The organism is Marinicella litoralis (assembly GCF_002591915.1).
GTDB lineage: Bacteria > Pseudomonadota > Gammaproteobacteria > Xanthomonadales > Marinicellaceae > Marinicella > Marinicella litoralis.
Map to the genome: position 1 here is coordinate 17,087 of NZ_NIHB01000003.1, position 14,383 is coordinate 31,469.

The following is a 14,383-nucleotide window of genomic DNA, read 5'->3' on the forward strand; positions in this document are numbered from 1 at the left end:
TGATGAAATTAAATATGTTTAAAAATAAAAATCAAGTTAATGCGTTGACCTTATTGATCCTTTGTTTGATGTCGCCAATATCATTCGCGGCTTGGCCAACAGGTGGTGGTGGTTCAGGCGAAGAGCAATCTGTCGCTATAGTTACTTCTTCAAGTGGCAGCACTTACAGCATTGGTCAGTTTGAAGGAACGGTTCTTTTCGGTGATCATGAACTCAACAGTTCAGGACTGAGTGACATTTATGTCATTAAAATCAACCCCAATGGCAGTGTTGCCTGGGCCGTCAAAGCCGGTGGTCCATCAGAGGACATTGCAACGTCCATTACAGTTGATGATGCAGACAATGTCTATATTGGTGGTTCGCATTATGGAATCACTGATTTTGGTGGGGAAACACTCACCACTTCCAACACCGTGAAAAATGGTTTTGTGGCTAAAATCAATGCATCAGGTTCATTTGTCTGGGCGGAAAAAGTGGGTCGTAATGGTTATGAAAGTTCGGTCACTGAAATTAAATCGATTGAAGGTGATGGCACCATGATCCCTCCGATTGAAGGTTCTGTTTTCATCAGTGGGTATTACCGCCAAGTGGCTGACTTTGGTACTGCCAATGGTTCGCCATTAGGAAGCACATCGTTTTCTACTGAGACTTCCGATTTATTCGTCGCCAGATTAGAGCATGATGGTGATTGGAAATGGGTTCGAAACAGGGGCGGCGCTTCTACTTATGCTGAAAAAACCGTGGCCATGGATGTTGATGACAATGGACGGGTCTATTTATTCGGTGAATCCGGTGGCACGCTTGATTTGTACGAAGAAGATTTCGAATCGACGGCCCTTAACACCATCCCAACTGGTTGGGAAGCAGATTTTATTGGTAGTTGTATCCACGGGGTATGGCCCCACAACACCCCAGGAAACAACACCAAAAAGTTAGAGTTTGCTGGACGGAGAAATGGAAGTGCTACGCCATATATTAATACCACCGGGATGAGCTATGTTAATGTCAGTTTCCACCTTTGGGAAGGACAAGATTCATTCAGTGAAGATCCGGATGCTGGTGAAGATTTTGATATATATTATTTTTCTAGATACAGCGGATGGCAGTTTTTACAAAGGTATTATGGTGGTGGCTCGCGCACCAATCAAGTCATTAATTACACCTTCGATGCGGCACAAGCCAGCCATGCTAATTTTAGAATGGGGTTTGTTGCTACAGATGGAAGTGGGGACTGTTGGGATTATTGGCATGTAGATGACATCAAAGTTACTTCAACCATTGTGCCACAGAAATTTGCCTTAGAAATCAGTAATACTTTGGATGTTAATCCTACTTTAAGTTCATCAGTTGCCTTGAATCCAAATTTAGAGGTTTCGGACATTGCCTACAGCAAATCCAATGACAGCTTGATTGTTTCCGGAGTCAATACCCAAGCCAATAATTCGTATTGTAGTAAAAGCCTGAAAACGGGTTCTTTCTTGGCCAGTTTAGACATGTCGGCTTCACCCAGTTTTTCATGTGATTGGGTTCGGTATCCAACCACAGACACCAACTCAGTTGGACAAGGCATCACCATAGATGATGTGGGAAATATATATCAAATTGGTACATTCACCGGAGACATGACCTACGCGGTCGATAACCAGTGTTTGGTTAATCCTGCTGAAGATGAGACCATTTCAACAGCCAATGCCAATTCGGATGTGTTTTTGGTTTCTTTCAATGAAGATGGTGTGGCTTGTTGGTTAACTGGTGGTGACTATTTTGATGAAATTGATTCATACCCAGCCATCATTGGTGAGCTCGAAGTGGAAACCGGTGTAGACGTTTCTACCAACGGATTGTCTGAACTCTATATCACAGGTGATTTTCAATCCAGCATCGTTTTTGGTCTGGACGAACGTTTCAATGGTATGGGCGAAACCGATACCTATATTCAGCGTTGGGGAACTGATGGCCGGCCATTCCAAGTAGAAGCTTGGCCCATTGGTAAAGCCTTGAATGCCCCCAACAATGCCTATTTAGACAGTTTGGCCTTGACGCCTGATTTTTATCGCGAAGGCGTGCAAGTGGATGCAATTGGCTCAAAAATGTTTTATTGGGCAGGTCCAGTCAATGGTGAAAAAGCCAAATTAATTCCGTTGAAACCTTTCGAAGAAATAGAAGTGCATTGGCGTGTCAGTTCCACACCAGGCGATTCAAACAGGGTCATCACTTCGGGAACGGCGAATTGGCCAAATCAAATATGTGGCGAATTGGATGAAAATGATGATTTGATTTTAGATGAATGTTATCAAGTTCACATTGCCACCACTCCGGTTGAAGTGGAGCCAGCATCTGGCGACTATTTATTGTTGGACTTGGCCTATGCGGGCGGCTCGGCAGCGGTTGATAACAGGGTGTTTAATAATTACACATCCGGCTTTTCAACTTTGGTCTATATCAATGGACCGGCTCCTGACATCATTCAATACCCTGTTGAATTTGAAGTGGTGAGAACCATTCCTTTCAGTTCAGCACCTAAATTTGAAGATGCCGTTCCTTGGACCATTGGTACCAAAGTTGAAGACACTTACCACAACGAAATAGGTCGCACCGGCTATGTGCTCAATACATTGGCATTTTACGATGGCGTTGGCACCAGCGCTGCTTACAACCGCGGTGCACGAACGGGTCAAATCATTCCGGTCAATCGCATAGAAACATCAAGACCACAAGATGTTGGCAGAGAATTAACCGTGGCCTGGTATCACAGCAACATCAGAGGGGTTTACTGGCCAGATAAAGCGGTGAGGTACAACCCACAATGGCCCTTTGATCCAGATAAAATCATCATTGCCAGCCAACAAGGTGGCGAAGTACTGGGACAGGAACCCTTGGATCCGTTGAACTTCCCATCTGTCTCGCTTTATATTCAAGACAATCCTTTGTTGCCCGGTTTTAACCCCAATGACGAACACGCCATCTTTGCCCCATCAAATACGGGTTCGGGTGTGGAGTCGGTATTTGCCTTGCGTGCAGATTTTGGTAACAAATTGAATGGAGATGACAGCGCATCATCTGATCCTTATGTTTTGGTTAAGTATTATGATGAATTGGCTTTAGAATGGAAATTCCGAATCTATGAAGTCATGGCCACAGGCGCTGGATTTAATAACTTCCAGTTCACTGGCGTTGCTGCGACCACAGTCTCACCACCATATCCTGTCAGATTACTGCCAAGTTGTGCTGAAAGTAAAGCGGTGGGTCAAGCGGCTGGTGAACAGCCACCACCACCATTTTTTCAAGATTACAAAGCGCAGATTTGGGCCAAATCATCCGGCAGTGGTGAGTTGATGTACTACTACCCATTACAACCTGGATTCTTCTTTGATTTGGACAACAACGATTTGCAAGATGACATTGATAATAATGGCGAACCGGACTTAGATACCACATGTGTACCTTGGTTAGCCAGGCTGTCAGAAGAAGAAGGTGGTACTGCCAATCCAACTGATCCAATCAAAGTCAGGTATGACATCACCTGGCCAACCGATGTGCCACAATTGGTGATCGGTGAAACATTGCTCAAACCCAAACGTGGCTTGCCAAACATCACTGACCAAGCTGCGGTTGAAGTGGTTTACGATGATTTGTACAATTCTTTGGCAGAACCTTTGCCATCAGATACTTTGGCACAAATGATTGACCCATTGTCTCCTCGTTTTGTCTATTTAGATGACATCCCAGAAACGATTGCCAGTCAATTAGAAACCACTGGATTCAAATCAATATCAGGGTCTGCAGATGGAACCATTAAATTATCGGCAGCCATCAAAAAACGCATCAGTTTTGATCCATTGAATGATAAATTGTTGTTTGCTGGCTTGTTTGATGACACCGGTGCTGGTGAGCCTTTACTGATTCCCAATGTGATTTCAAAAAATGATCGGGTTCAGTTGAAGAAATTGAATGGTGGTGATGGCACAGAAGAGTCTAATTTCTCTGGTGAGTGTGGTATTGAATCTTCATGTTCATGGGACCAAGCCATTGAAGCCTTATTCAGATACACCAGAAACCCAAATCGCATCGAGCGAATATGTACCAGCTCACAGGTTTTGGATGGTACCCGTGTCTGTCAAGCTTCAAACCCAGTCACTGCAGACGATGTGTTGATTGGTTTCCAAGATGCCAATAATGATTATGTACTTGAACCCTTCCAAGCAGTTGGAATCAAAGGTGCTTTAACAGCGGGCAGTGCACAAGGCAGTGGTTTTATGACCATCGCGTTCAACAACGATCCTTCACTGACGCCATTGCCAGTGAGCTTGAATATCATCAGGGTTGATTGTTTGGTGTCACCCTTACCTCCAGCCGTTCCAGATATCTATAAATCGTATCAAGGACAGCTCCAAGTCATCGCACCTGAAAATATATTTGATGAGCAAATCGTATTGCGTCACAGTGGTGATTTCGGTGGTAACCCAGATGCATTAGAGTTTGAGTGGTTCTTTCATCCAGATGATGATGGCACGCCACCTGAGCCATTACCAAATCCTGCCAATGGTCAACTCAATGGCTGGATAAAATACCCAGTTGATGAGCCATTGGGTGCCAATGAAATCACCATAGCTGGTGCCAATATTCAAACCTTGTCTGATAATTGGTATGTCGCCAGGTACCGTGGTTTACCGGCTTGTAATAATGCAACAGAATGGAGTTTATGGGCCGGTCAACCGGGTGGTACACCACTTGATGAACGAGCTCAATTGGCAGAAGGTTGGGTCAAACGAGTGTTAAAACGTTTGAATCCATTTGAAGCCAGGGTACAAAACTTTGCTCAAGCAGCCACTAATAACTATGCCAGCATGCTGGTGCAGTTAGGCAAGCGTTATGAAGGTGATATCGCCATGAATAACGATCCTGATAATTTAAATAGCATTGGTTTGATTGAAGCCTATACAACAGTGATGCGCAGGGCCATGGCATTGAGTGTTGATTCGACGCCTCCGGTTAATTACGGACCTGCGAACAAAGCGATCTTATTGGTGGCTTCAAGGCTGGTGGACTTTTATACCTTGTTAGGAAATGAAGCCTATGCCGATGCGCAAGATCCAATGATTGGAATCAGCACCGAAGGTGGTACATTCACTTTGGCACCAACCATCTTTAACTTCCAAAATCAATTGGATTCCTTGTTGTCTGAAGAGCTTCATTTATTAAGAGGTAGGGATGACAGCCAATCGGCAGTTACGGCTCAACCTGCTTACAATCGCTTGTTGTGGAATTTCACCACCGGTGATGGTGAAGTGGCTTATGCCCTGTCATACAACATCTATGATGTGAATGACAGCGGCGTGATAGATGAATTCGATGCAAAAATCCAATACCCTCAGGGGCATGGTGATGCATGGGGTCATTATTTAACCGCAACCGACATTTATTATGATTTGCTCAGACATCCGTTTTACACATGGGAAGCCAAAGCAGAAGCCATTACGATTGCTGGTCAACCGACACAAGTAGACTTCCTTGATGAACGACAATTTGTAGAAACGGCAGCCGCCAAAGCCAGAGTAGGCGCTGAAGTGGTTGATTTAACCTATCGTTCAGCCTATGTAGAAGATCCATCGGGTCAATACCAAGGTTATGTGGACAGTGACGAAGATCGCGCATGGGGTGTCAGTGGTTGGGCCAGAAGAGCAGGAATGGGCGCTTATTTCGATTGGGTTACAGCGAATGCCATCATTCCAGCAGAAGACAACGATCCCGATCATACAGGCATTGAAAAGATTGAAAGAAAGAACATCTTGGGTTTGAATGAAATGGTCTCTCATTTTATAGACATACAAGGTCAAATCGATGAGGCAGACCGAGGATTGAATCCTCTGGGTTTAGCCAGTGGCGTGGTGCCATTTGATATCGATCCAGATGCCGTGGATCGGGGTGAAACTCATTTTGAACAAGTTTATCAACGGGCTGAAGACGCCATGACAAATTTGGTCGACGTGTGGGATTTTGCCAATCAAATTACCAACATGATGCGACTCAATCAAGACGGTGTTGAAGACATATCTCGTGATGCCAGGTTCAGTGAAAATGATTTTAATAATCGTTTGATCGAAATATTTGGGTTGCCTTATGACGATGACATCGGTCCTGGTGGGACTTATCCTGCCGGTTATTCTGGTCCTGATTGGGCTCACTATATGTATATAGATGCACCCGCTTTGGCAGGAACTGAATTTGATTTCACTTGTACTGAAGTCGATGCCGATGGCAATTGTTCTGGGTATGATCCAGATTCCAACACCATTGGTGTGGTCAAGGAATTTACTGGTACATTTTCCCCAGCTTCAGGAGGTATTAACTTCTTCGACCTGGGCCCAGCTGATGCCAATGCAGCACCACCCGGTGAAGGTTGTGATGACAACCCATTAGGACAAGGCTGTGCACTGGGTGAATTGGATTTGACTGATTCATTGGATGTCAAATACCGGACTGTTGAATCTGCAGATCTGGGTTTTGCTTTTGCTAAACCCGAGTCATGGACCGGTTCAAGACGTGCAGTTGGTAAATTGCAAGAAATTCAAAATGAAATGGTTCAGGCCAGAGTGAATGTTCGTAAAGCAATGATTGCTTATGATATTTTGCGTCAAGACGTTGCTGATGCCATCGACGGTTTACAGGCCACTTTCAACATCACTGAAAACACCATGGACATTGCCAATGATGCCAGCAATGAGATTCAAACGCTTAATGATTGGGCCTTTGGATTAAATACCGCTGCGGCTGTTGGTCATATGGCTGCTGAAGTGGTGGATGAAGTCTTTGCCGACACGGCCAAGTGTATTCCAAGAAATACCATTGCTGGTTTGGCCGGTGGTGGTGACTTCTTATCAGGTGCGGTTTGTGGCATTGAGATCGGCGGAACCACCGCTGCATTCGCCATAGACAAAGTGTCTGATGGCTTGGAAATTGCCGCGAGCAGTGTTGAATTTGCAGCTGAAAAAGTAGCCAGTGCAGCAGAAGATCGCATCGTATTGAATGAAAACACATTAGAGCTTTATGATGTGGCCGGTGAAATTGGCGCTTTGGTTAGGAAAGAGCCTGCTTTGAGAGCAGAAATTTATTCCAGAGCAGAAGCCGCCCAACAATTGATTGGTAAATACAACACCACATTAACCCAAGGTCTACAGGTGATGGAGCAATTGGCTTCATTCCGCAGACAGGGTTCAGCGGCTATCCAAGAGTATCGATATGAAGACATGGCATTCCGCATCTTCAGAAATGATGCTTTGCAAAAATACCGAGCTGCTTTTGATCAAGCTGCCAAATATGTATACCTTGCCGCATCAGCGTATGATTACGATACCAACTTATTAGGTTCCGATGCACAAGGTGGTCAAGGATTCTTAACAGACATCGTTCGTGAACGGTCCATAGGTCAAATTTTGAACAATGCACCGGTTGCCGGTTCAAGAGGATTGGCAGATCCAATGGCTCGGATGAAACTGAATTTTGACGTATTGAAAGGTCAAATGGGTTTCAATAACCCGCAAGTAGAGACCAATAGATTCTCCTTGCGCTATGAGCTGTTTAGAATTGCTGACAATGAAGATTCGGACGACAGTTGGCGTGCATTGTTAGAGGACAATCGAGTTGATAACTTGTGGGATATTCCAGAGTTCAGAAGGTACGCCAGACCATTTGCTGATGAAACAGCAGGCCCTCAACCAGCGATTGTTTTAACTTTCAATACCTCGGTGTTGTTTGGTTTGAACTTCTTTGGTAATGAGTTAGGTCCTAATGACAGTGCCTATGACTCTAGTCAGTTCTCGACCAGAATCAGAGGCGTGGGGACATGGTTCGAAGATTATGCGCCGTTGCCATTGGCTAACACACCGCGCATGTATTTGTTCCCAGTGGGTCCAGACATGATGCGCTCGCCAGCAGCAGATAATTTCAGTGTCAGAGAATGGCAGATTTTAGATCAGACCATACCGGTGCCTTTACCGCTTGGTGCCAATGATTTAGATCAATTCGACTGGTTACCATCAGTTGATAATCAGATAGGTGATTCAACACAGATCAGAAGGTATTCTCAATATCTGGCACATCATTACTCTGAGCCATTTGATCAAAGCCAAATCATTTCAAGTTCACGATTGATTGGACGTTCTGTTTGGAATGGTAAATGGATGATGATTATTCCAGGAGCCAGTTTCCTCAATGATCCAGATGATGGCTTAGACACCTTTATTAACGGACAACTGATTCCAGGCGGAGGCGGAGATCGAGATGGCAATGGTGTCAGCGATATTCACCTGTTCTTTACAACTTATTCATACTCAGGAAATTAATCATGAAAAATTATATGAAAGTAATTTGCTTAAGTTTGATGTTATTCATGGTACCTGTAGACAGTGAAGCTAAGTTGTCTCAACCTGATTATGTTTTATATGGAACCGCAACTTGGTTTGGTGGCCCTTTGGCCACTGAATCTGAGGTTTCGATATATCTCAACAATCAATTAATAACGGTCGCTAAATATTCAATGGGAAGAGATACAAACCTAAATGGTTTGTATGCATTGAGGGTGCCGATGGATAACAACGATCCTCGCACTTTTGGCAAAGCCCGTCCGGGCGATCCCGCATCCATTTTTATTGATGGTAATTTAGTGGCTGATGTATTGATTGGTGATTATGGTGTTGCAGAAAGGCTGGATATTGATCCAATCAATTTAGCCAATGGTGCCTCAGTCATTAACATATCGCCAGGTTCAGTGACTGAAGTTGACAGTGGTCAAGTGGATTTATTCATGACGATCACTTTATCGAGTGTGGCTGAAAGTGACGTAACCGTAGACTGGCAGAACATTGATGGTACAGCGATTGGCGGTGACAGTTGTGATCTTGATGTGGATTATTTGAATAGCAGCGGTACTGCATTGATTCCAATCGGACAATCACAGACACAAATCAGTATTCCAGTATGTGGAGACACCTTAATCGAATTGAGTGAAACATTTGATATAGTATTGTCAAATGCACAAAATGGCATCATTCAATTTGACAGGGGAGAAGCCACTATTTTAGACAATGATGGTCAGCCTGAACTCAGGGGTTATGATATGGTGGTCTTCGAGCCAGATTCAGGGGTATTGAACGAAGCCTTCGAATTTAAACTTTCAAGGGCTTATGACCAAGAAGTCAGGGTCAATTACCAAACGGTGGGTGGTTCTGCAGTTGCCAATGTCGATTTTGTATCTAGCAGTGGACAAATTGTTATACCAGTGGGAGAAACAACCGCCATGGTTAATATTGATTTTCTGGCTGATGCCATCGATGAAGGCTTAGAAAGCATGACCTTACAACTCAGTAATCCAGTGAACACTACCTTGGTTTACTCTGAGTTATCAGCATTTATTTTGGATGCCAATAAAGAAGAGCAAACCACAGAAAACGGACGGGTTACCAGTGATGACGTTCCTGATTTGATCAATCCTTCAGATGTTCAATTCAGTCCCAATGGTGAACATGTTTATGTTTCAACATTGTCTGATGGTGGCAGTTTATTGAAATTTGGTTTTGCTAATGGTGTTTTAACCCACCAAGAAACAATCAATTCTTCAACACCTGGTTTTGAATCTGGGTTCTTTGGTTTAATCAGAGACATTACCCTGAGCGCGGATGGTCGCTTTATGTATGCTGCAGCCAGTGGTGATCAAGCATTGATGTCAATCCAGCGTGACACCAATTCTGGTGTATTAAGCTTGACTCAAACCATTGAAAACCGAACGCCGGATGACATTGGACTTGATGGTGTTTATGGTTTAACCATCAGCCCTGATGGCTCACATTTATATGCTGTTGGTAGTCAATCAGACAGCCTGTTGGTATTTGAAATCAATTCAACCGATGGCAGTTTGACTCATCTGGAAACAGAGCTGCAAGGTGTTAATGACCCAAGTGATCAAGGTCCTCCCGTCAGTTTTATGGACAGGCCCTTAGATGTGGTGGTTAGTCCAGATGGTATGCAAGTTTTTGTGGCCTCTGATTTTTCATCTTCAATGTCGGTGTTTAACCGTGACCTTGCTACCGGCCTGTTAAGCTTCCAAGAGTCCTTTAAAAATGCAGTTTCAGGCATTTCAGGATTAGGCGGCGCCAAAGCGGTGACTGTGTCAAATGACAATCGTCAAGTTTATGTACTTGGCCGTGCCAGCGATTCGATTGTTAGGTTTGATCGATCAGTCAATGGAGTGATAACCTTTACAACCGTTTTCTCTCAAGAAAACGATGATTTTATTGGACTCGATTCTCCCACAGCCTTGCTAGGTAGTCATGATGACAGCCGTTTGTATGTACTTGGATTTGAAGACTCAAGTTTGGTTACATTTGAGCGCAATAAAATCAGCAGTGACGCAAATTTTGGCGAATTGACATTCGCTGATATTGAACAAGATGATGTCAGGGATATTGAATCAATGGCAGGCCCAGTGGCTTTGGATTTAGATTCGACGGGTCGATGGCTTTTGGTGGCCGCCGGAGTAGATAATGCCATTGAAATTTTCAACACGCATTTGTATAACTTGATATTTAAAGATGGTTTTGAATAATCACCCGGTATCTTAATTTTTAATCCCTAAAAAAGCTGGCAGTTTGCCAGCTTTTTTTGTGTATCAATCCTGAATTACTGTTTTATATGAGATATGAAAAAATCTAGTTTCAATCAATTTCTTAATCAGGTTAGAATGCAATGATTATCAACTGAAACAAAACCATGGCTAACGACAATCAACAATGGCTCAATAGTTTAAGGACTCAAATAGATGACATTGATACCAACATACAGTCATTGATTTCGAAACGTGCTCAAATAGCCAATGAAGTGGCACAAAGTAAAGCAAAATCAGATTCAGGTGGGTTCTATTATCGCCCTGAGCGTGAAGCACAGGTGTTAAGAGCGGTTAAACAACGTAACCAAGGCCCTTTGTCAGATGAGTCGTTAATCAGGCTGTTTAAAGAGATTATGTCGGCCTGTTTGGCTCAACAAAAACCTTTGAACATTGCTTTTTTGGGTCCTGAAGGTACTTTTTCAGAAATGGCCACATACAATTTCTTTGGTCATTCAGTCAAAGCCATGCCTGAATCAACCATAGACCGCGTGTTTGCTGAAGTTGAAGCTGGTATAGCAGATTTTGGTGTAGTGCCAATTGAAAATTCAACTGAAGGTGCGGTGAACAGCACTTTAGACATGTTTATTGGTTCCCCATTAAAAATATGCGGTGAAATAGATTTACCCATCCATCACAACTTAATGTCAAAACAAGCATTGATAAAGGACATCAATGTTGTTTTTTCTCACCGTCAATCCTTGGCGCAGTGTCGCTCATGGCTTAGAGAACATGCCCCTCACATTGAAACAGTTGCTGTCAGCAGCAATGCGGAGGCAGCAAGAAAAGCCTCTTTCAATGAACATGCAGCCGCCATTGCAGGGGAATCTGCAGCCGTGATGTATGGATTGAAAATTCTTCATTCAGACATTGAAGATCAAGCTGATAATGCCACACGGTTCTTGGTGATTGGGAAACAGCTGCTAACCAAAAGTGGTGATGATAAATCTTCATTGATGGTGGCTGGTAAAGATGAACCTGGCGTGTTGTTTCAAATTTTAAAGCCACTTAACGATCATGGCATCAGCATGAAAAGGATTGAATCCAGGCCGTCCAAGAGAGGCAAGTGGGACTATGTTTTCTTTATCGATGTTGAAGGGCATGTTGAGGATGAAAACTTGTCCCAAGCGATTGCAGAGATGCAAAGGTTTACATCTAATTTGAAAGTGCTGGGCTCTTATCCAAAATCAGTTTAATCTGCAAGGCAATTTAATGAAAAGTTAATTCAGTTGTTGTATAATTGCGCGCGCTCGTTATGGGCGTGAATCTTCTTGAAATTCACTCAAATTCCTTCAATTCAAGCATCAGCGGATTGATGCCAGTCATGCTTTGGAGGGGGACACTTTTGATTCAATTATTATAGAATCTTTTCAAATAACCAAAAAAAGAGCTGTATCACAGCTGTTTAATGAGGACTAAACATGAATATTTTTGAGACCATTGATAAGACAGAACATGAAGAAGTCGTATTTTGTCATAACAAAGATGTGGGATTAAAAGCCATAATTGCCATTCACAATACAGTACTGGGCCCTGCGCTTGGTGGCTTGCGTATGTGGCCATACAAAACAGAGCAAGAAGCATTGAATGATGTGTTGCGTCTTTCTAGAGGCATGACTTATAAAGCCGCTGTTTCTGGTTTGAACTTGGGCGGTGGTAAATCGATCATCATTGGAGACCCAAAAACTGATAAATCAGAAGAATTGTTCAGAGCATTTGGTCGTTTCATGGACTCGCTGGGTGGTCGTTATATCACAGCTGAGGACGTCGGCATTGATGTCAATGATATGGAGTATGTCTTTCAAGAAACTGATAATGTGGTTGGTGTACATCAAGTACATGGTGGTTCAGGTGACCCGTCTCCATTTACTGCTTATGGCACCTATCAAGGTATCAAAGCCAGTTTAGAAAAGAAATATGGCAATCAAAATGTAGGTGATTACAGTTATGCCGTACAAGGTGTAGGGCACGTAGGCATGGAGCTGGTGAAACTGTTACACAAAGACGGTGCAAAAATATTTGTTACTGACATTAACGATGAGGCTGTGCAGAAATGTGTGGATGAATATGGCTGTGAAGCGGTGGGTCTGGACGATATATATGATGTAGATGCCAATGTATATTCACCGTGTGCTTTGGGAGCAACAGTGAATGATGAAACCATCAACCGATTTGGTTTTGATATTGTTTGTGGTAGTGCCAATAACCAGTTGGCTGAAACCAGACACGGTGATGAATTAGAACAAAAAGGCATGATTTACGCTCCGGATTATGCTGTTAATGCAGGCGGTTTGATGAATGTATCGATTGAGCTAGAAGGCTATAACCGCGAACGTGCCATGCGCATGACTCGTAACATTTATTACAGCATCATTAAGATTTTTGAAATTGCAGAAAGAGATGGCATTGCAACATGGAAAGCCGCTGACAGAATGGGTGAAGAGCGCATTCAGAAAATGGGTCGTGTAAAATTACCCTTTATGTGTCAGAAGAATGTTAAATTCTCTGGGCGATCAAAAAACGGTAACGCTTGATGAATATAGATGTGCAATTGTCCGAAGAATTAGAACTGTTAAGAGACACGGTTCGAAAATTTACGGCTGAAGAAATTGCTCCCAGAGCTGAAAAAATAGATCAGGACAATCTGTTTCCTGCCGATTTATGGCAAAAAATGGGTGATCTTGGATTACTCGGAATGACAGTGCCAGGTGAATATGGTGGTTCAGAAATGGGCTACCTTGCACATTTGATTGCGATGGAAGAAATTTCCAGAGGGTCTGCATCGGTTGGTTTATCCTACGGTGCTCATTCAAACCTTTGTGTAACCAACCTGTATAAGCATGCAACTGAAGCACAGCGACAACAATATTTGCCCAAGCTGTGCTCGGGTGAATATGTTGGTGCCTTGGCCATGAGCGAACCAGGTGCAGGTTCTGATGTGGTTGGTTCAATGAGTTGTACCGCCGTCAAGGATGGTGAATACTGGATTGCCAATGGCAATAAAATGTGGATCACCAATGGGCCAGATGCCGATGTGCTGATTGTCTACATGAGAACGGCCGATCAATCAGCGGGTTCAAAATGTATGACAGCTTTTCTGATTGAAAAGGGCATGCCAGGTTTCTCAACAGCTCAAAAGCTTGATAAGCTTGGAATGCGTGGTTCCAATACCTGCGAGTTGGTATTTGAAGATTGTAAAATTCATGAATCACAAATATTGGGGCAAGTAAATCAAGGTGTGACTATTTTGATGGGCGGACTCAATACTGAACGATTGGTCTTGTCAGGTGGGCCAATTGGCATCATGCAAGCAGCGATGGATGCTGCTGTTCCATATACGGCTGAAAGAAAACAATTTGGTAAAGATTTAGGGCAGTTTGGTTTGATGCAGGCCAAAATAGGCAAGATGTATACCGATTTACAAGCATCTCGATATTTTGCTTATGGCATTGCTAAGGACTATGATCTCGGGATTGAGTCTAGATTAGATCCAGCGGCTTGTTTGTATTTTGCTTCCAGTTCTGCAGTTCAAGTCGCGCTTGAAGCCATCCAAACTTTAGGTGGTAATGGGTATATCAATGAATACCCCACAGGTCGATTACTAAGAGACGCCAAACTTTATGACATAGGTGCTGGAACCAATGAAATCAGATTGATGTTGATTGGGCGTGAATTGTATAGAAACGCGAAAGCATGAAGTTTTTGATATATTGATAAAGAGAAAAT

At 43.3% G+C, this 14,383-nt stretch carries 5 protein-coding genes; all 5 read left to right on the plus strand.

What is annotated here, in order from left to right; genetic code table 11:
• The first annotated feature begins 2 nt into the window (after positions 1-2).
• Positions 3-8,342, plus strand: coding sequence for a hypothetical protein (locus tag CCS90_RS10260; RefSeq protein WP_099019480.1), 8,340 nt, complete (start codon positions 3-5; stop codon positions 8,340-8,342).
• A gap of 2 nt (positions 8,343-8,344) precedes the next feature.
• The gene (locus CCS90_RS10265; RefSeq protein WP_099019481.1) at positions 8,345-10,600 is read left to right on the plus strand and encodes a beta-propeller fold lactonase family protein; all 2,256 of its coding nucleotides are present in this window, start codon (positions 8,345-8,347) and stop codon (positions 10,598-10,600) included.
• Positions 10,601-10,764: 164 nt separating this feature from the next.
• Positions 10,765-11,853, plus strand: a complete 1,089-nt coding sequence (gene pheA, locus CCS90_RS10270) for a prephenate dehydratase (protein ID WP_099019482.1) — start codon at positions 10,765-10,767, stop codon at positions 11,851-11,853.
• A gap of 225 nt (positions 11,854-12,078) precedes the next feature.
• Complete coding sequence (locus CCS90_RS10275) at positions 12,079-13,191, plus strand: Glu/Leu/Phe/Val dehydrogenase dimerization domain-containing protein (RefSeq protein WP_099019483.1); 1,113 nt, start codon at positions 12,079-12,081, stop codon at positions 13,189-13,191.
• Positions 13,191-14,354, plus strand: coding sequence for an acyl-CoA dehydrogenase family protein (locus tag CCS90_RS10280; RefSeq protein ID WP_099019484.1), 1,164 nt, complete (start codon positions 13,191-13,193; stop codon positions 14,352-14,354). The genes CCS90_RS10275 and CCS90_RS10280 overlap by 1 nt, the downstream gene beginning before the upstream one ends.
• The last annotated feature ends 29 nt before the right edge of the window (positions 14,355-14,383 follow it).

Excerpts from the sequence above, each read along its gene's own strand:
- CCS90_RS10260 (WP_099019480.1), top strand. The coding sequence starts at position 3 with ATGAAATTAAATATGTTTAAAAATAAAAATCAAGTTAATGCGTTGACC.
- CCS90_RS10265 (WP_099019481.1), top strand. The coding sequence starts at position 8,345 with ATGAAAAATTATATGAAAGTAATTTGCTTAAGTTTGATGTTATTCATG.
- pheA (WP_099019482.1), top strand. The coding sequence starts at position 10,765 with ATGGCTAACGACAATCAACAATGGCTCAATAGTTTAAGGACTCAAATA.
- CCS90_RS10275 (WP_099019483.1), top strand. The coding sequence starts at position 12,079 with ATGAATATTTTTGAGACCATTGATAAGACAGAACATGAAGAAGTCGTA.
- CCS90_RS10280 (WP_099019484.1), top strand. The coding sequence starts at position 13,191 with ATGAATATAGATGTGCAATTGTCCGAAGAATTAGAACTGTTAAGAGAC.